The following is a 17826-nucleotide window of genomic DNA, read 5'->3' on the forward strand; positions in this document are numbered from 1 at the left end:
CGGCATCCATGAGCGGTATCAGGCGATCTTCTGGCGGGCCGGCAGTTTCCAGCCGGGCCGGACGAAGTGGCAGGTATAGCCGTTCGGGATCCGCTCCAGATAATCCTGGTGCTCGGGTTCGGCCTCCCAGAAATCGCCGGCCGGCACAACTTCGGTGACGACCTTGCCGGGCCACAGGCCCGAAGCATCGACATCGGCGATCGTGTCCCTAGCGACGCGCTCCTGCTCCGGGCTGACATAGAAGATCGCTGAGCGATAGCTCGTGCCGACGTCGTTGCCCTGGCGGTTGCGTGTGGTCGGATCGTGGATCTGGAAGAAGAATTCGAGGATTTCACGGTAGGTGATCCGGGCGGGGTCGAAGATGATCTCGATCGCCTCGGCATGGGTACCGTGGTTGCGGTAGGTGGCATTCGGCACATCGCCGCCAGTATAGCCGACGCGGGTCGAGATCACGCCCTTGTAGCGGCGGATGAGGTCCTGCATGCCCCAGAAGCAACCGCCGGCGAGCACTGCACGTTCTTCGGTCATTGGAGGTCTCCTTGTTTGCCATGAGATAGTGTCTCACGTCGCCGATTTCCATAAGATGGAAATCCGCCGGCCGCGGCGGCTTATGTCCTAATCTGGAAACCCTCCCTGAGCCAGGGATGCAGCGCCCTGCTGGCGGCTAGGATGTCTCCAGCGCCGTCGACTGTCGCGCCGGAAAAACGCGTGACTATGCCGCCGGCCTCTTCGACCATCAGCGCCGAAGCGCCGAAATCATGGATCGAGAGGCCGTCCTCGAAGAAGCCGTCCAGCCGGCCGCAGGCGACATAGGCGATCGACAGCGCTGCCGAGCCCAGGCGACGCACGCCTGCCGTATTCGCCATAAGGCGCTTGATGGCTTCGAAATAGCTGTCTTCCGCCACCGCCTTGACCTGGCCCGGGATGGGCAGGCCGGCGCCGATCAGCACGTTCTCGATGTCGCCGACATCGGCGCAACGGATGCGCTCGCCATTGAGATAGGCGCCGCCGCCGATCTCGGCGCTGAAGAGCTCGTCCTGCATGGCATCATAGACGACGCCGACCACCTGCCTGCTGCCTTCGGCGATCGAGATCGTGATACCGAAATGCGGGAGGCCCCAGGCGTAATTGGTCGTGCCGTCGATCGGGTCGATGTAGATGATCGGCGTCTCCGGCCCGGCCGTGCGGTTGCCGACAGCCTCCTCGCCCTGGATGGCATAATCGGGAAAGGCCTTCGTAAGCTCCTCGACGATGATACGCTCGACCGCGACATCGATCTCGGTCTGGTAATCGCGGGGCGCCTTGGCCAGCATTTCCCCGGATGTCCGCCGCCGTAGGGAGGCTCGGGCCGTCTCGCCCGCCTTCAACACCGTTTCGGCAAGCACGATGAGGCGGGGCGACGCGTTCGGGGATAGGCGCGCTGATGTCGGGGAGGATGCCATGAAGAAAATCCGGATGCTGCAGATATGAACGAAGTGAATCGTGCGGAGCCACTCCCTTCGCAGAGACCGGTGAGGGTTTTTTGAAGCTGTCCGCGCCTGACGGGTCTTATATCAGGCGCTCGGTCGATGCGTCAAAGAGATGGACTTGGGCCGGATCGACCGATAGTCCGATCATCTCTCCTGGTCTGACCTTGTCGCGCCGCGTCTCGACGATCGTCAGTTCCGGCTGCGTCGCTGCGACGATGAAGGTCGAGGAGCCTGTCGACTCGACAAAGGCGATCGGCACGTCGAAGCTGCCCTGCCCGGGCGCGACCACCTCGATATGCTCCGGCCGGATGCCTGCGACGAGCTTACGTCCAGGTTCGACCACGCGTGCTATCGCAAGCCTCTGCTTCACCGCTCCGAAATCCAATACAAGGCTCTTGCCGTCTTCGGCAGCGACGGCGGGAATGAAATTCATCGCCGGCGAGCCGATGAAGCCGGCGACGAAGCGGTTGGCCGGACGGTCGTATAGGTCAAGCGGCGCGCCCTGCTGTTCGATGATGCCGTCACGCATGACAACCACATGATCGGCCATCGTCATCGCCTCGACCTGGTCGTGCGTGACGTAAACGAAGGTAGCGCCCAGCCGGTCGTGCAGGGCGCGGATTTCCTTGCGCATCGAGACACGTAGCGCAGCATCAAGGTTGGAAAGCGGCTCGTCGAATAGGAAGGCCTGGGGATTGCGGATAATGGCGCGGCCCATGGCGACGCGCTGCCGTTGGCCCCCGGAGAGCTGGCGCGGATAACGGTCGAGCAGCCGGGAAAGACCGGTGATAACAGCGACTTCCTCGGCTTTCTTTTTTGCTTCGGCCTTAGGGACGCCGTGCATTTTCAGCGAATAGGTCAGATTCTGTTCTACCGTCATATGCGGATAGAGGGCGTAACTCTGAAAAACCATGGCTATATCGCGTGCCCGCGGCGGCACGTCGTTCATCACCTTGCCGGCAATCTTCAGCGTACCGCCGGTAATTTTTTCCAGCCCGGCAAGCGAACGGAGCAACGTGGACTTACCGCATCCGGACGGGCCGACCAGCGCCACGAACGTGCCCTTGGGAATTGAAAGGTTGACGTTCTTAAGGGCGTGAAAAGCGCCGTAGTGCTTCTCGACGCCCGAGAGTTCGATTTGGATGTCCTGGCTCATACCGAAAACCTTGCTGGCCCCCAAACGGGACCGATGAGATGGTCAAGGGTGAAAAACGTGGTCACTTGACCGCTCCGGCGGCGATGCCGCGTGTTAGGGTACGCTGGAAGATCAAGAAGAAGATCACGGTCGGTATTATACCCAGGAAAGCGGCCGAGGCCTGCAGCACCGGGTCCGACATGTTCTGTCCGCGGGTAAGGCCCATTGCAACCGAGACCGTCTGGTTGTTGTTGGACACCAGCATGACGAGCGGGATCAAGAATTCGTTCCAGGTCCAGATGAAAAAGAAGGTTCCGAGGACCATGAGCGTAGGTCTCAGCACCGGGACGACTACGAACCAAAGCGTCTTCCAGTGGGTCGAGCCATCCATCTCCGCCGCTTCAAGGATTTCCTTGGGAAAGGTACTCAGCACGGTCGAGAGCAGGTAAGTCCCAAAAGCGCTTTGCAGGACCGCAAAAATGATGATCACGGAAAGCTGTGTATCGTAGAGGCCGCTAGCTTTCGCCATGTAGTAAAGCGGGTAAATGATAGACTCCTGCGGCACCATAATGCCGAGAAGAAAGACCACCAAAATCACGCGCGACCCCGGCACCTTGCCGACTCCAATCGCATAGGCGTTGAACAGGCTTATCAATACCCCTAATACCGAAACAGCGAGACTGATCACCACACTGTTGAGCAGCTTGCGGCTGAAATCAGACACCGTCCAGAATTTCTCGATCGCCGTGAGATCGATCGACCTGGGAATTGAAAGCGGTCCGCCGACTGCGTATTCGGCGCTCGCCTTGAAGGCGTTGAGCAGAGCAAGGAAAAAGGGAAAGAGCGTAAAGGCGAGGAGTAGAATAAGGATCGCCAGCACCACCCACCGCATGGAATCGCGTCGCGCGCCATCGGCTGCCGCCGTCGCCTTTGCCTTGGTCTTACCATCGCTGAGAACTGAGTAAGCCATGATCTACCCCTTCGACTCCTGCCGGCTCTGGAAGCGTAGGAAAATCACAGCCAAAGCGATCGTCAGAGTCGTCTGCACGACCGCGATAGCTGCGGCATAGCCGACGCGTTGGGTTGTGAAGAAGTGGTAGTAGGTCAGATAGGATGGCACCAGGGTCGAGTTGTCGGGGCCGCCGGCGGTGATGACAAAGATTGGCGCAAAGACTTTCAGCGCTGCGATAAGCGTGGTCAGCACGACGACGAAAATCTCCGGCGCCAGGAGTGGGATCGTGAGTGTCACCAGCCGGCTCCACCAATTTGCCCCGTCGAGGTCGGCAGCCTCGTAGAGAGACGGGTCGATGCGCGAAAGACCGGCCATGAAAACCACCAAGCAATAACCGACCTGTATCCAGACAATAACGAGCGAGACGGCAGCAAGCGCGTATGTCGCATCGCCGATCCAGTTCTGGGCAAGATTATCAAGGCCGATGGCCTTTAGCGTGATGTTGATGACACCGACGGGGTTGAGAATCCAGCCCCAGAGCACGCCCGCGACCGTTACTGGCAGGATCTGCGGCAAGTAAAAACCGGCCCTGAAGAAGCTTGAGACCCATTCCCCGAATTGGTCCCTGACATAGTCGAACAGCAGAGCGGCCAGGACCAGGCCGATGCACACGGGTATCACGGTCATCGAGACGATGAACAGCAGCGTGTGATACATCGATCCCCAGAATTGATCGTCCGCAAGCAGGCGATGATAATTCTGCAGGCCGACCGGTCGCGGCGTGCCAACGCCTTTCCATGCCGTGAAGCTCAGCCCGATATTAGCAAGCTGCGGTATGAGCACGATCAGAATGAAGCCGATCACCCCCGGGATGAGGTAGAGGCTATAGCTTTGTGACCCGTCGCTCGATCGCTGGCTGGATATGGCCATGTCATTCTTCCTTCAGCCCTACCACAATGGGCTGCGCCGGAGCGCAGCCCAGCGTTCAAGGTCGCGCTACTGGTTCTCCTGCGCGTCGTCGTAGACCTGCTTGATCTCTTCGACGAACTGCTCCGCAGTCAGACTGCCCTGGAAGAGGCCGGTGTCTTTCTGATTGAGCACGTCGTAGTAGCCGGGGACCGGCCAGTCAGGATAGAAGCCGAGGCCGTTTTTGTCAGAGATCTGCTTGAAAACCGCTGCGGCGTTCTTGCCGATGGGATTGGTGATGGCGGAAAGATCAGCGGCGATCGGGACGCCGCCCGCATTGCCGAGTTCAGCTTGGTACTTCGGCGACAAGGTCAGGCTGATCCACTCGGCGGCGAGGTCGGGATTTTTGCTGCTCTTGGGAACCACCCAGAGATTGCCTGTCGAGCCGACAGAATATTTCGGCGTCGGAATCACGAACTGACCCCACTTGAAGTCCTTGATCGTCGAGGCAAAGGTGCCGAGATTCCACGTGCCCGAGACGTACATCGGTGCCTTGCCGGAGGTAAACAGCAGAGCAGCGTCCGGGTCCTTCATGCCCGTGGAGTCCTTGCTGATGTAGCCCTTGCTAACCCAGTCGACCAATGTCTGCGCCGCATAGAGGTAAGGCGCGCCGTCGAGAGGGGCCTTTAAACCCTGATAATTCTGGATCCAGGCGTCATCGGCCTTGGTGTAGGCGAGAGAGGCAAGCAAGTGCTGGCCACTGGTGTCGATGGCGCCGAGCGCGAGAGGCGTGATACCTTTCTGCTTGAAGGCTTCCAAGTCAGCGACCCACTCTTCAAGCGTCGTCGGCGGCTTGAGGCCTGCCTTTTCGAACATGTCAATATTGTAGAAGCACGAAACATATTCGCCGAAAACAGAGACGCCCCAAACAGGGCCGGAGCCATAGATGCCCTTTTCGTCATAACGGCTTAGGACAAAATCGCCCTCGTTAAGGATCTTGTCCCAGCCCTCCTTCTTCACGTAGTCATCCAGATTGGTCAGCAATCCCTGGCTTGCAACCAAGCCAGCGGTCGCATTGCCCTTGTTGTACTCGAGCACGTCAGGAGCCTGGTCGGAATTGAGGATCATGCCGCCTGAGGCCTGCAACTGCTGAAAGGTCTTCTGCTCAAAGCTGACGGTGATATCAGGATGTTTCCCCTTGAACTCCTCGAGCGCCTTCTTCCAGACAATGCCCTGAGCCGTGGTCGGCTCCTCGAACCACCAGATCTTGAAGGTCTTCTGTTCGGCATGGCCGATCGATGTCATCAGCATCGCCGTGCCGAGTGCTAGCGCAAGTGTTGCAATTCTTTTCATGCCTTCCTCCCAAAAAAGCGGCTGCGCCGCGAAAAGACAAGTTAGTCAGTCATGGCGCCCCGCCCGGCCTCCCAGCCCGGCGGCGCTCCATTTTAGGCGGTTGATCAGGGATCAACAATGAAATCTCCGCCCCGGCATTTCTTTAGATAGTTGAGCCCGTGAACCTGGCCAGTCATCTCAAGTTCGTCGCGATAGACCGGGTCGTGCCAGCCCTCGATGTCGATCGAGCCGGACCAGCCGGCAAGGCGCAGTTCGGAGATAATGTCGGTCCAGTTGCTGTCGCCAAAGCCCGGCGTGCGCATGTAGACGAACTTCTCCTTGCCGAAGATGCCGTGTTCCTTGATGACCTCCCAGCGGATGGTCGCGTCCTTGCCGTGGACGTGGAAAATCTTGTGCGCCCATTTGCGGATCTGCGGCATGGGATCGATCAGATAGACCATCTGATGGCAGGGTTCCCATTCCAGCCCGATATGATCATCCGGCGTCTCGTTGAAGATCAATTCCCAGGCATCCGGGTTGTGGGCGATATTCCAGTCGCCACTCGCCCAATTGCCATCCATGGCGCAGTTCTCGAAAGCGATCTTGAGGCCTTTGTCGGCGGCGCGTTTGGCGAGTTCGCTCCAGATCTCTTTGTAGCGCGGCAGACTGTCAGTCAGCGGCTTGCCGCGAATGCGGCCGGTGAAGCCGGCGACGCAGGTGGCGCCGAAATGATGGGCGTTGTCGATGCAGTCCTTCCAGCCCTGCAACGTCTCCTGGTCGATCGCGTCCTCTTCCAGCGGGTTGCCGAACATGCCGAGCGTCGAAATGGTGATGTCGCGGTCGCCGATCGCATCGAGGCAGCGCTTGCCGAGCTCGGCGAGGTTCTGTCCCTTCGTCGTCTGCCAGAAGAACGGTTCGAAGCTCTCGAAGCCCAGCTCGGCAATCTGGCCGATGCGTGTGGCGGCGTCGCCCTTGTTGCCGCTGACCATGGTGCCGATGCGAATGGATTTTGCAGGATTGCTCACGTCAGTTGATCCTATGCTGTAATTTCAATGCGCCGGCCTGTCCTGGCGCTTTCGATCGCGCCGAAGACCATCGCAAGGCTTCTGATATTGTCGGAATTGACGGTCTCGGGCTGATTGCCCGTGCGGATCGCCGCGATGAAATCGGCAATGACGCTGGCGTGGCCGTGGGTTTCCTCGTCATGTTCCGGACCGGGAACGTTTACGGAAACAAAGCCGCGCAACAGACCCGGCTCCTCGCCGGCGACGGCGGCCTTGAAATTCTCTTCGCCGTCCCAGGTCAACATTCCCTTCGAGCCGACGAGACGCCACTGACTTTCCCAACTGGTGCGCTCACCCTCGGCGCACCAGGAGCCGCGATAGGTGAAAACGATATCATCGGAAAATTCGAAGATTGCGTTTGCCGAGGCGCCATGCCGATACCAGGAACCCTTCGGGTTCCGCTCGACGCAATAGACGGCGAGCGGCTTCTTGTCCGCGACGTAGCGCGCCGCATCGAAGGTATGGATCGCCATGTCGAGCAGCAGCACATTGTCCATCTCTTCGCGGAAGCCGCCGAAATGCGGCGCGAGGAAGAAGTCGCAGTGAATGGCGGTAAGCTCGCCGATCGCACCGCTGTCCACGAAACGGCGCAGGCGCCTGACCCCCGGTATGAAGCGTCGGTTCTGGATAACGGCATGGATACGGCCGGTCTCTGCGGCGAGATTGATCAGCGCAGCGCCTTCGGCCAGCGAGGCCGCCATCGGCTTTTCGCTGAGTACGTGGCAGCCGGCCTTGAGTGCGATCGAAACGACATCGTACCGGGCGGACGGAATGACGATGTCGAAGACGAGATCGGCCCTCGTGACAGCAATAACTTCGGACAGGTCAGAGCCGATGACAGCGGCTTCCAGGCCGAACTCGGCCGCGAGCTTTTCCGCCGTCACCCGGTTCAGGTCGACAAGGCCGACGATGGTGATGGACTCGGCGAGGTGAGGGTCGGACGCGATGGCGCGCAACCAACCTTTGGACATAGCTCCGCACCCGCACAGAATGGCACTGAATTTCACGATTTCCTCCGAGGGAATGGCGCCAACTCTCCTGGTGACACGCATCCCGTAAACGTTTACGACTGTAGGCGAAAACATTTTATGCTGTCAATAGAGGCAAAAAGCGAAAATGCGGAGCAGAGGAAAAGCGCCAGCAGCGAGAGGCATCCGCCAGCTTGCCCAACACCTAAATATCTCGATCGGCACGGTCTCCCGCGCGCTGAACAACAAACCTGACGTGAACGAGGAAACCCGCCGGCGCGTGCTGGCGGCGGCCGAACACCTCGGCTACGTCGCCAATCAGTCGGGACGGAGCCTTCGACAGGGAGAAACGAAGGTCATCGGCTTGATGATTGAATCCAGCCAGGAAGTGGTCGAAAATGCCGACAACTTTTTCCTTGGGGTTACCAGCGGGCTGCAGCATTGCTTTGCCCGCCATAAGCTCGACCTCCTGATGCTCCCCTGCCCGGCCGATGAGGACCCGCGCGAATATCTCAAGCGGATGGTGGCGCGACGTGTCGTCGATGCGATGATCATCTCCAACACGCAGCGAATCGATCGGCGTATCGATCTTCTCTCGCGCGCCAAGATTCCCTTCGTTGCTGTCGGCCGCAGCCTTTCGCCCGGCAAGTTTCCCTGGGTCGATCTCGATTTCGAGGGCGTCGCCGAACGTGCTGTCGAACGGCTGGTTGCCCACGGCCATCGCCGGATCGCCATCACGGCGCCGTCGACCGAGGCCAATCTCGGCTACCTCTTTGTCGACAGCTATCGCCGTGCGCTCGAACGGCACTGCATCCGTTTCGATCCGTCGCTCGTCATTCGTGTCAAGTCGAGCGAGCAAGGCGGCTATCAGGCAGCGCATGAACTTCTGCAGCTTGAAGATCGGCCGACCGCGGTCATCCTGATCTACGAGCTGATGGCGCTCGGCCTTTACCGCCGGCTGATGGAGTCGGGCATTCGGATCGGCCGCGATCTCGCGGTGATCGGCTTCCGCGATGCCCCCCGCGCGCGCTTCCTGCAGCCCTCGCTCAGCTGCTTCCGCATGTCGCTCTACGATCTCGGCATCGCGCTCGGCCAGATGCTGCTCTCCAACATGCCGGCCTATCGCGCCTCCTATCCGGATGGCGGCCGCAACATCATCTGGCCGCTGGAACTGGTACCGGGCGAGAGCGACACGTTTGAGGTCGGGCTCCAGCCTGATCGTCTTGCAAAGTAGACACGATGTAGTATATTTGAGCATAAATGTAGTATGGATCTTTCGATGAGAATGTCCTTCATGACCAGCGCCGCCTTCAACCAGAATCCGAGCAAGGCGAAGAAAGAGGCGAATGAGCGGCCGCTCGTGATCACCGATCATGGCGAGGCAGCCTATGTGCTTGTCAGCTACGCCGAATTCCAGGCGAATTGGAAAGCGCCGAAGACGCTCTTTGCGGCATTGCGCGATCCTCGGGCGGATGAGCGAGAATTCGAGCCTGAGCGGCTTGGCTTCGACGGCAGGACCGTCGAGTTCTGATGGCATTCCTGCTCGATACGAATATCATTTCCGCTGCGCGCAGGGTCGAACGGCAGGCGCAGGAATTCCAAGACTTCATGAAGGAATTTTCCGTTGCCGAAGCCTATCTCTCGGCGATCACGATCATGGAAATCCAGTTCGGCATCCAGCGTGAGCGGACAAGGGATCCCGGCTTCGCCGAGGATCTTCGCCGCTGGATGGACGAGATCGTGCTGGCGGAATTCGCCGGACGCATCCTACCCTTCGATACCGCGACGGCAAGCCGAGCCGGTCTCCTGCCGACCGCAGATAAGCGTCCCTCCGCCGATGCGATGATCGCCGCCACGGCGCTGGAGCACGGGCTGAAACTCGTGACGCGCAATGTTGTGCATTTCATCCCGCTCGGGGTCGAATGCATCGATCCCTGGCGCTTTGCCGGCACGCCGGGTTGAGCACTCGCGAGCCGTTGTTCATGCGCCTGCGGCGAAAAACCGGTTCTCCGGCCGTGGCAATCCGAGATGCTCGCGCAGTGTGGTGCCCTCGTATTCGCTGCGGAACAGGCCGCGGCGCTGCAACTCGGGAACCAGCCCTTCGGTGACGTCGGTGAGGCCCTGCGGCAGGTAGGGGAAGACGATGTTGAAGCCGTCCGAGCCTTCTTCCTCCAGCCATAGTTCCATCTCGTCCGCGATGCTTGCCGGCGTGCCGACGAAGGCAAGGCCGGCATAACCGCCATAACGCTGCGCCAGCTGGCGAACGGTCAGCTTCTCCTCGGCGGCGAGCTTCAGCACCTGTGCCCGGCCAGTCTTGCTGGCATTGGTGTCGGGAATATCGGCCGGCAGCGGCGCGTCGGGATCGAAGCCGGAAACATCATGGCCGAGCGCGATCGACAGCGAGGCGATGGCGCTGTCGTAATGCACAAGGCTGTCGAGGGTGGCGCGTTTGGCGCGGGCCTCCTCGATGCTGTCACCGACGATGACGAAGGCGGCCGGCAGGATCTTGAGATGGTCGCGATCACGGCCGATTGCTTGCATGCGCCCCTTGATATCGGCATAGAGCGCCTTGCCCGCGGTCAGTTCGCGCGGCGAACAGAAAACCACTTCGGCGGTCTCGGCTGCGAGCTGACGGCCGGGATCGGACTGGCCGGCCTGCACGATGACAGGCCAGCCTTGCGGCGGGCGGGCAATGTTAAGCGGCCCGCGAACGCTCAGTTCTTCGCCCTTGTGGTTAAGCACGTGCATCTTTTCCGGATCGAAGAACAGGCCGCTTTCCCGGTCTCGGATGAAGGCATCATCGGCGAAGCTGTCCCAAAGACCGGTCACGACATCAAAGAATTCGCGCGCACGATGATAACGCTCGCCATGCTCCACGTGCTCGTCTAGGCCGAAATTGAGCGCGGCGTCTGGATTGGACGTGGTGACGATGTTCCAGCCGGCACGGCCACCGCTGATATGGTCGAGCGAGGCAAATCGCCGGGCGATGTGATAGGGCTCGTCGAATGTGGTGGAAGCGGTCGCGACGAGGCCGATGCGCTCCGTCACCGCCGCCAGCGCAGACAGCAGCGTGAACGGCTCGAAGGAGGTCACGGTGTGGCTGCGCCTCAGGGCCTCGACCGGCATATTCAGCACGGCGAGGTGATCGGCCATGAAAAAGGCGTCGAACTTCGCCCGTTCCAACGCCTGCGCGAAGGATTTCAGGTGTGCGAAATTGAAGTTGGCGTCGGGATAGGAGCCGGGATAGCGCCATGCGCCTGTGTGCAGACTGACGGGACGCATGAAAGCGCCGAGGCGCAACTGCCGTGGGGTCATGATGTTCCTCATGGATTGGGCACGGCGGACGCCTGCCCCGGATCTCGGATACGTAGGAATGCGATGAAATCAAATCGAGGCCGCAAGCGGCATTTTCAGCCGCAAACTTTTCCGGCGTTCCAAGTGGCACCGCAGCGCGACCCTTCCTCCCAGACCGTAATGGCGCGGGCGGGAGGCTGATAAGCAAACACTTTTTATTTTCGATCACATCTATAGAATTTGTACTCTTATCTCGGCGCCCGATTTCTTTCACCGATAGCATCGTCAGAATTGGAGGCATCGATGAACAGCGTGCTGAGGCAAGCAGACCAGATTCGGCCAGTGGCCGCACGTATCGGCAGCGACGAGGAGGCGATCGCCACCGCGCGGAAGCTGGCTGCGCTATTTGCGGCGCGCGCCGCCGAACGTGACGCCGACCGGATCCTGCCTTTCGCCGAGCTTGATCTCCTCGCCCAGTCCGGACTCCTCGCGATCACCGTGCCCGCGCAATTCGGCGGGCTCGACGTTTCCAACGCCGTGCTTGCCGAGATCACTGCGATCCTGTCGGAGGCCGACGGTTCGATCGGCCAGATCCCGCAGAATCATTTCTATATTCTCGAGGCGCTGCGAACCGATGGCAGCGAGGAGCAGCAGCGCTATTTCTTCGGCCGCGTACTGGCCGGTGATCGCTTCGGCAATGCGCTTTCCGAGCGCGGCACCAAGACCGTCGGCCACTACAACACGCGCATCACCCGCGACGGGCCCGGCTACCGGATCAATGGCCGCAAATTCTATTCGACCGGTGTCCTCTTCGCCGACTGGATCACCGTCTTCGCGCTTGATCCGGAAGACCGGCTGACCATGGCTTTCGTGCCGAAGGGCACCGAAGGCGTTGAAATCGTCGACGACTGGGACGGCTTCGGCCAGCGCACCACCGGCAGCGGCACGACGATCCTCGACAATGTCTATGTCAACGCCGATTCCGTGGTTTTCCATCACAGGGGCTTCGAGCGGCCGACGACGATCGGCTCGGTGGGGCAGATCATCCACGCGGGTGTGGATCTCGGCATCGCGCGGGCAGCCTTCGCCGCAACACTGGATTTCGTCAGGACGAAATCGCGCCCCTGGATGGATAGCGGCCTCGATCGCGCCTCAGACGATCCCCATACGATCGCCAAGGTGGGGCAGATTGCCATCCGGCTGGAGGCGGCGACGGCACTGGTGGAACGTGCCGGTCACAAGGTTGACGCCGCGCAGGTCGAGACGACGGAGGAAAAGGTGGTCGAGGCGACACTTGCCGTTGCCGCCGCCAAGGTGCTGACGACCGAGGTGGCGCTCGAGGCTTCCAACACGCTCTTCGAACTTGCCGGCACCTCGTCGGTGCAGATCGGCCTCAATCTCGACCGTCATTGGCGCAATGCCCGCACCCATACGCTGCACGATCCCGTGCGGTGGAAGTACCATGTCGTCGGCAACTATCACCTGAACGGCGTCAGGCCGCCAAAGAACGGCGCTCTCTGAATTCGAGCCCCCAAAAAAACCCGCCGCCGGTGCGTCGGCGGTGGGCTTGCTTTCTGGCGGGCGTGGTCGCCTCAGCTGTAGAGGCTGACCTCCGGTATCTTATCGTTCAGCACGAATTCGCCGACTTCCTTGGCCTTGTAGAAGACGGGATCGTGCAGCGTATGGGTGCGGACATTCCGCCAGAATCGGTCGAAGCGGTATTTGTCGGCCGTCGAGCGTGCACCGGTCAGCTCGAAGACGCGCGAGGTGATGTCGAGCGAGACATGGGTGGCGTGAACCTTGGCGGCATAGGCTTCGGCCGCCGCTTCGCCGCGCTCGCGTTCAGTCACCTTCAGGCCACGGGCAAGGCCAGCCTGCACCGCAGCGGCCGCGCTGTCGGCAAGCGCTGCCGAGGCCTTGAGCGCCGCGGTGAATTCGCCGACACGTTCGAGGATATAGGGATCGTCGGCCGCCCGCTCTACGCCCGAGGTGATCCACGGCCGGGTGGTGGTGCGCACATAATCCACCGCCGCCTGCAGCGCGCCTTCGGCGGTGCCGAGATAGAAGTTGACGAAAACCAGCTGGATGAAGGGCGTGTTGAAGGTTGAAAGCACCGGCGCGGTTGCATCAGGTGCGGCGGGGGCGCCAACGAAATCCTCCTCGTAGACGGGGAAGTCACGGAATTCGACGCTGCCGCTATCGGAGAGACGCTGGCCGATATTGTCCCAGTCGTCATTGGCGACATAGCCCGGCCGATTGGTCGGCACGGCAAAGCCGGCGATCTTGTCGTCGAGCGCCGCATTGGCGTTGATGTAGTCGGAGACGCGCGCCGCCGTGGAGAAGGACTTGCGTCCGTTCAGCACGTAGCCGTTGCCGCGGCGGGTAAGCACCAGACCGGGATCGCGCGGGTTGACGGCGGCGCCCCAGTAGAGGTTCCTGGCGACGGTTTCGCTGCCGAGTGCATGGGCACGCGCCGGATCGAGCGCCCAGTAAATGTACTGGCTGTTGACATAATGGTAGCCGAGCAGTTGGCCGATCGAGCTCTCGCCCCGGGCGAGGATGCGCACCAGCTTCAGACTGTCGACCCAGTCGAGGCCGCCGCCACCGATCTCGGTAGGATGCAGCGCATTCAGCAGCCCGGCATTCTTCAGCTTGACGATCTCGGCGAGCGGCGGACGACCGTCGCGATCGAGGTCTGCGGCGCGGCGGGAAAGGTCGGCCGAAATCTCCTCGGCACGGGCAAAGAGGTCTTCTCGCGTCGGGTTGCGGCTCACCGCGAAGACGACATTGGACTGGCTCATGGACGGGGCTCCAATTCTCCAAAAAGATGATCCGGCGGGAGCCGAGTGCTCCCGCCGGAAGGATCGCGCTGAAAAGCCTTAGAACAGCTTGTCCGGGATCCAGCTCGCGGTCGCCGCATCGCTCGTGCTGAAGGCCGGGATCTTGGCCGCCAGGTCCTCGATCGTCTTGACGCCAGCGGCGCGCAGGCTTTCCTGCGTCAGAAGGGTCGGCTTGACGGTAATCTGATGGGGAACCGTCTGTCCGGCGATTTCCAGCGCCGCAGCGCGGATGGAGACGGCGCCGACGACGGCAGGATTGGTCGCCACCGTTGCGACCCAGGGGCTGCCCTCCTCGGTGATCTCCTGGATATCGGCTGTGGAAACGTCGGCCGAATAGATCTTGAGTTTCTTGGCGATGCCAAGGTCGTTTGCGGCAAGTTTTACGCCGCGGGCGAATTCGTCATAGGGCGCGAAGACGACAGATATATCCGGATTGGCGGCCAGCGCGGCCTTGGCCTGGTCGGCGGTCGAGGTCGCCGTCGTGTCGCTGACATTGCCGAAGCGGGCCTTTTCTACGACGCCCTTATTCTCCGACTTGAATTTGTCCCAAACTTCATTGCGGCGGTCGAGGGGCGCAAAGCCGGCGACATAGACATAGCCCGCTTTGAATTCCTTGCCGTTGTCCTTTACCACCTGCTCGAGAGCGAGGGATGCGAGTTCATGGTCGCTCTGCTCGACCTGCGGAATCTTCGGGTTGTTGAGGTTGACGTCGAAGGCCACGACCTTGATGCCCTTGTCGAGCGCCTGCTGGACCACGTCGCCGAGCGATTCCGGCAGGCCGTGGTCGATGACAATGCCGGAGACGCCGAGATTGATCGCCTGCAGGATCTGTTCTCGCTGCTCGGCGGCATCCTGCCGGCCGGGGAAGACGCGCAGGTCGATATCCAGAGCCTTGGCCTGGGCCTCAGCACCGGCCTGATATGCCTGGAAGAAATCGCCCGCCGAGATATAGCTGATCAGCGCCACCTTGACGCCGCCCTTGTCGAAGGGTGCCGGAGCACCGGACAGGCCGTCGGCGTGTGCGCCTTGAATGAGAATAAACGGAATGACGGCGGCGGAGAGTGCGAGCCGTGCGAGGGATTTCATCGTCGCGTTCCTTCTAACAATCGGAGGCGTCGTCTGACAGGTTCCAGCCCTCGCGACGCGTCGATTTATTAGATATAATATCTATACTTTTAGTAGATTAAATGATCCGATTTTGCCGGCTGCGGGAGATTCTTTGTTTCCCGGGCATAGTTCACCAGGGAAATGCGTGCCTGGAATTCGCTCCCACGAACGGGGCACAATTCCGCTTCGAATGCAGTTCCGGATCTTGTCGATGCCGCTTCTTCACATTGGAAACATCACCCGCAGTTTCGGGTCGACGCGGGCGCTGGCTGGCGCGGATCTTTCTATAGAGCGCGGCGAGATCGTGGCGCTGATGGGTGCAAACGGCGCCGGCAAATCGACACTGGTAAAGATCCTTTCCGGGGTGCTCGCGGCTGATGGCGGCACGATCCATCTCGAGGGCCACCCTTTCGCGCCGCGCAGCCCGGCCGAAGCGGCGAAAGCCGGTGTCGTCACCGTGCACCAATCGACAGATATTGTCGGCGCGGCGGGACTGACCGTTGCCGATGCGCTGCTGCTTAATCGTTTCGCCGATTGCAGCACACCCTTCTTCGTGTCACGCGCCGGCATCCGCCGCGCCGCACAGGCGATGCTCGATGCCGCCGGCTTCAGCCTGCCGCTCGACCGTGATTTTGGGGAACTTACCAGCGCTGACCGGCAACTCGTGGCAATCGCCCGCGCACTTGCCAATCGCGCCGATCTCCTCATTCTCGACGAGCCGACGGCAAGCCTTTCCGGCGAGGAAAGCCGACGGCTGTTCGATATTTTGCTGAGGCTGCGCAAGCGGGGCCTAGCGATCCTCTATATCTCGCATCGTACAGCCGATCTCGAAGCGATCGCCGACCGTGCGCTCGTCATGCGCGGCGGCCGGGTCGTCGGAACCTTCTCGCGGCCGATCGATTTTTCGAGTGCCATCGAGACAATGATCGGCCGCAAGCTGGAAGCGGCGCGGCCTGATGCGCGGCCCGCGATCGGCCCGGCGATTTTCGAAATGCGCGATATCAGCCTGCTGCCGGAAGGCGCGACCTTCGACCTGTCGCTGCATGAGGGCGAGGTGGTGGCGGTCACCGGCGTGCTCGGCGCCGGCAAGAGCAGGTTGCTCCGGGCGATCTTCGGCGTGACGGCGCTTCAGCGTGGCGCGATGTTTCTCGACGGCCGGCCGTACCGGCCGAAGAGTGCGGCCGAAGCAATCGCGGCGGGTGTCGCCATGGCGGCCGAAGACCGGCATCGCTCTTCGCTCATGCCCCCGGCGTGGCCTGGCCATTCACTATCGGCGACGATCAGCCTGCCGCATCTTGGAAAATGGTATCCCAGCGGTTTCCTTGTCGGCGGGCGTGAACGCCGCCAGGCCGAACAGGCGATCACCCGTCTGGGCATCAAGGCCGCCGGGCCGCTCGCATCGATCTGGTCGCTCTCCGGCGGCAACCAGCAGAAGGCGGTGATCGCCCGATGGGAGGCGGAGCCAAGCCGGCTGCTGCTGCTCGACGAACCCTTCCAGGGCGTCGATGTCGGCGCCCGCCGCGACATTATCCGGGCCATCCGCGCCCGCACCGACCGGGCGACGCTGATTGCGACCTCCGATCCGGAGGAGGCCTATGAGGTGGCCGACCGCATTCTCGTCATCGACCGCCACGTGTTGAGACCTGCGGCCGACGATGCCGCCCCTCATCCTGAAATCCAGGGAATATCCGTATGACGACGATCGACGAAGAAACCGTGCCGCAGGCAGGCGCCGTGCCGCGGGCCGACCGCAATCCACTGGCCGCCCTCGGCGCGTTTCTGCGTGCGGGCGCGGTCTTCATCCTGCTTGCGCTCCTCGTCGTCGGCTTCACCATCGCCGAGCCCGCCTTCATCAATATCGCCAATCTGATGAGCATTCTGCAGGCGGTTTCCGTGGTCGCCATTCTTGGCGCCGGCGTCACCGTCACGCTCGCCGTCGGCGGCTTCGATCTGTCGATCGGCGCAGTCGCCGCATCGAGCGTCATGGCGGCGAGTTACGCGATGATCGTGTGGGGCTTCGACGCTTATGCGACGGTGCCGCTGGTCCTCGCCTTCGGCGCCCTGGTCGGTCTCGTCAACGCCTTCCTCATCGTCCGCCTGAAGGTGCCGGACCTGCTGGCGACACTGGCGATGATGTTCCTGCTCTCCGGCCTGCAGCTGATCCCGACGGCAGGCCGGTCGATTTCTGCGGGTCTCACCTTGCCCGACGGCTCGAAGGCAACCGGGGCCTACGACCCGGCCTTCCTGCTGATCGGCCGCTACAGCATCCTCGGCACCCTGCCCGTTTCCGTGGTGCTGATGGCCGCCGTCGCTGTTCTCCTTTTCATCCTCACCGAGCGCACCCGCATAGGCCGGCTGCTGTTTGCGACCGGCGGCAATGAGGTCGCCACCCGGCTTGCGGGAGCCTCGACCGTCAAGCTGAAGACCCTTGCCTATGTCCTGTCGGGCACGCTGGCATCGCTCGGCGGCATCGTCATCGCCGCCCGTGTCGGGCGCGGGGACGTCTCTTCCGGCGGCTCGCTGCTGATGGATTCGGTCGCTGCCGCACTGATCGGTTTCGCCGTCCTCAATCTCAGGCGTCCGAACGTGCTCGGCACCATCGCCGGCGCCGTCTTCGTCGGCGTGCTCTTGAACGGTCTCACCATGCTGAACGCCCCCTACTACACCCAGGATTTCGTCAAGGGCGCCGTGCTCGTCGGGGCCTTGGCCCTGACCTACGGCCTCGGCCGTAGCAATCCTTAATTTCAAGGAAGAAAAGA

The 17826-nt window shown here is 61.5% G+C and carries 17 protein-coding genes; 6 read left to right on the top strand and 11 right to left on the bottom strand.

Going from position 1 to position 17826, the window contains the following annotated elements; genetic code table 11:
• Window positions 1-18: 18 nt before the first annotated feature.
• The 8 genes from msrA to NXC14_RS29420 form a co-directional block, all read right to left on the bottom strand.
• Entirely contained in the window at window positions 19-528 is a 510-nt protein-coding gene (msrA, locus tag NXC14_RS29385; RefSeq protein ID WP_085781539.1) for a peptide-methionine (S)-S-oxide reductase MsrA, read from the bottom strand.
• An 80-nt stretch (window positions 529-608) separates the two neighbouring features.
• Complete coding sequence (locus NXC14_RS29390) at window positions 609-1442, bottom strand: inositol monophosphatase family protein (RefSeq protein WP_085781540.1); 834 nt, start codon at window positions 1440-1442, stop codon at window positions 609-611.
• A 106-nt stretch (window positions 1443-1548) separates the two neighbouring features.
• Entirely contained in the window at window positions 1549-2625 is a 1077-nt protein-coding gene (locus NXC14_RS29395; protein ID WP_085781541.1) for an ABC transporter ATP-binding protein, read from the bottom strand.
• A 61-nt stretch (window positions 2626-2686) separates the two neighbouring features.
• On the bottom strand, window positions 2687-3574 hold the full coding sequence (locus NXC14_RS29400; RefSeq protein WP_085781542.1) for a carbohydrate ABC transporter permease: 888 nt from the start codon (window positions 3572-3574) through the stop codon (window positions 2687-2689).
• 3 nt (window positions 3575-3577) lie between these two features.
• A complete protein-coding gene (locus NXC14_RS29405) occupies window positions 3578-4486 on the bottom strand; it encodes a sugar ABC transporter permease (RefSeq protein ID WP_085781543.1) in 909 nt (302 codons plus the stop codon).
• 66 nt (window positions 4487-4552) lie between these two features.
• Window positions 4553-5815: an extracellular solute-binding protein gene (locus NXC14_RS29410; RefSeq protein WP_085781544.1), complete on the bottom strand. Its 1263-nt coding sequence runs from the start codon at window positions 5813-5815 to the stop codon at window positions 4553-4555.
• A 104-nt stretch (window positions 5816-5919) separates the two neighbouring features.
• Complete coding sequence (locus tag NXC14_RS29415; protein ID WP_085781545.1) at window positions 5920-6819, bottom strand: sugar phosphate isomerase/epimerase; 900 nt, start codon at window positions 6817-6819, stop codon at window positions 5920-5922.
• 11 nt (window positions 6820-6830) lie between these two features.
• Window positions 6831-7865: a Gfo/Idh/MocA family oxidoreductase gene (locus tag NXC14_RS29420; protein ID WP_085781546.1), complete on the bottom strand. Its 1035-nt coding sequence runs from the start codon at window positions 7863-7865 to the stop codon at window positions 6831-6833.
• 109 nt (window positions 7866-7974) lie between these two features.
• Here NXC14_RS29420 and NXC14_RS29425 point away from each other — a divergent pair, with 109 nt between their 5' ends.
• From NXC14_RS29425 to NXC14_RS29435, 3 genes are read left to right on the top strand one after another with little or no spacing between them, the layout of a single operon-like run.
• On the top strand, window positions 7975-9060 hold the full coding sequence (locus NXC14_RS29425) for a substrate-binding domain-containing protein (protein WP_085781547.1): 1086 nt from the start codon (window positions 7975-7977) through the stop codon (window positions 9058-9060).
• Window positions 9061-9105: 45 nt separating this feature from the next.
• Entirely contained in the window at window positions 9106-9357 is a 252-nt protein-coding gene (locus NXC14_RS29430; RefSeq protein ID WP_198175596.1) for a type II toxin-antitoxin system Phd/YefM family antitoxin, read from the top strand.
• On the top strand, window positions 9357-9788 hold the full coding sequence (locus tag NXC14_RS29435; RefSeq protein WP_085781549.1) for a type II toxin-antitoxin system VapC family toxin: 432 nt from the start codon (window positions 9357-9359) through the stop codon (window positions 9786-9788). Before NXC14_RS29430 ends, NXC14_RS29435 begins: the two co-directional genes overlap by 1 nt.
• Window positions 9789-9806: 18 nt before the next feature.
• On the opposite strand, the gene NXC14_RS29440 is transcribed toward NXC14_RS29435, so the two are convergent.
• On the bottom strand, window positions 9807-11141 hold the full coding sequence (locus NXC14_RS29440; protein ID WP_085781550.1) for an LLM class flavin-dependent oxidoreductase: 1335 nt from the start codon (window positions 11139-11141) through the stop codon (window positions 9807-9809).
• Window positions 11142-11423: 282 nt separating this feature from the next.
• On the opposite strand from NXC14_RS29440, the gene NXC14_RS29445 reads away from it, so the two are divergent.
• Window positions 11424-12641 carry an SfnB family sulfur acquisition oxidoreductase gene (locus tag NXC14_RS29445; protein ID WP_085781551.1) on the top strand — a complete coding sequence of 406 codons (1218 nt, stop codon included), beginning with the start codon at window positions 11424-11426 and terminating at the stop codon, window positions 12639-12641.
• Window positions 12642-12712: 71 nt separating this feature from the next.
• On the opposite strand, the gene NXC14_RS29450 is transcribed toward NXC14_RS29445, so the two are convergent.
• Together NXC14_RS29450 and NXC14_RS29455 are read right to left on the bottom strand one after the other, a co-directional pair.
• On the bottom strand, window positions 12713-13921 hold the full coding sequence (locus NXC14_RS29450; RefSeq protein ID WP_085781552.1) for an acyl-CoA dehydrogenase family protein: 1209 nt from the start codon (window positions 13919-13921) through the stop codon (window positions 12713-12715).
• A 78-nt stretch (window positions 13922-13999) separates the two neighbouring features.
• Window positions 14000-15046 carry a substrate-binding domain-containing protein gene (locus NXC14_RS29455; protein ID WP_085781553.1) on the bottom strand — a complete coding sequence of 349 codons (1047 nt, stop codon included), beginning with the start codon at window positions 15044-15046 and terminating at the stop codon, window positions 14000-14002.
• 232 nt (window positions 15047-15278) lie between these two features.
• Here NXC14_RS29455 and NXC14_RS29460 point away from each other — a divergent pair, with 232 nt between their 5' ends.
• The gene (locus NXC14_RS29460) at window positions 15279-16763 is read left to right on the top strand and encodes a sugar ABC transporter ATP-binding protein (protein WP_085782047.1); all 1485 of its coding nucleotides are present in this window, start codon (window positions 15279-15281) and stop codon (window positions 16761-16763) included.
• Entirely contained in the window at window positions 16760-17809 is a 1050-nt protein-coding gene (locus tag NXC14_RS29465; protein ID WP_085781554.1) for an ABC transporter permease, read from the top strand. The genes NXC14_RS29460 and NXC14_RS29465 overlap by 4 nt, the downstream gene beginning before the upstream one ends.
• Window positions 17810-17826 lie beyond the last annotated feature (17 nt).

It is taken from the genome of Rhizobium sp. NXC14, from assembly GCF_002117485.1.
GTDB lineage: Bacteria > Pseudomonadota > Alphaproteobacteria > Rhizobiales > Rhizobiaceae > Rhizobium.

Bases quoted from the DNA above. Each gene is read 5' to 3' on its own strand.
- NXC14_RS29445 (WP_085781551.1), top strand. From the start codon at position 11,424: ATGAACAGCGTGCTGAGGCAAGCAGACCAGATTCGGCCAGTGGCCGCA.
- NXC14_RS29390 (WP_085781540.1), bottom strand. From the start codon at position 1,442: ATGGCATCCTCCCCGACATCAGCGCGCCTATCCCCGAACGCGTCGCCC.
- NXC14_RS29400 (WP_085781542.1), bottom strand. From the start codon at position 3,574: ATGGCTTACTCAGTTCTCAGCGATGGTAAGACCAAGGCAAAGGCGACG.
- NXC14_RS29460 (WP_085782047.1), top strand. From the start codon at position 15,279: ATGCCGCTTCTTCACATTGGAAACATCACCCGCAGTTTCGGGTCGACG.
- NXC14_RS29430 (WP_198175596.1), top strand. From the start codon at position 9,106: ATGAGAATGTCCTTCATGACCAGCGCCGCCTTCAACCAGAATCCGAGC.
- NXC14_RS29455 (WP_085781553.1), bottom strand. From the start codon at position 15,046: ATGAAATCCCTCGCACGGCTCGCACTCTCCGCCGCCGTCATTCCGTTT.
- NXC14_RS29425 (WP_085781547.1), top strand. From the start codon at position 7,975: ATGCGGAGCAGAGGAAAAGCGCCAGCAGCGAGAGGCATCCGCCAGCTT.
- NXC14_RS29465 (WP_085781554.1), top strand. From the start codon at position 16,760: ATGACGACGATCGACGAAGAAACCGTGCCGCAGGCAGGCGCCGTGCCG.
- NXC14_RS29440 (WP_085781550.1), bottom strand. From the start codon at position 11,141: ATGACCCCACGGCAGTTGCGCCTCGGCGCTTTCATGCGTCCCGTCAGT.
- NXC14_RS29395 (WP_085781541.1), bottom strand. From the start codon at position 2,625: ATGAGCCAGGACATCCAAATCGAACTCTCGGGCGTCGAGAAGCACTAC.
- NXC14_RS29405 (WP_085781543.1), bottom strand. From the start codon at position 4,486: ATGGCCATATCCAGCCAGCGATCGAGCGACGGGTCACAAAGCTATAGC.
- NXC14_RS29410 (WP_085781544.1), bottom strand. From the start codon at position 5,815: ATGAAAAGAATTGCAACACTTGCGCTAGCACTCGGCACGGCGATGCTG.
- NXC14_RS29450 (WP_085781552.1), bottom strand. From the start codon at position 13,921: ATGAGCCAGTCCAATGTCGTCTTCGCGGTGAGCCGCAACCCGACGCGA.
- msrA (WP_085781539.1), bottom strand. From the start codon at position 528: ATGACCGAAGAACGTGCAGTGCTCGCCGGCGGTTGCTTCTGGGGCATG.
- NXC14_RS29435 (WP_085781549.1), top strand. From the start codon at position 9,357: ATGGCATTCCTGCTCGATACGAATATCATTTCCGCTGCGCGCAGGGTC.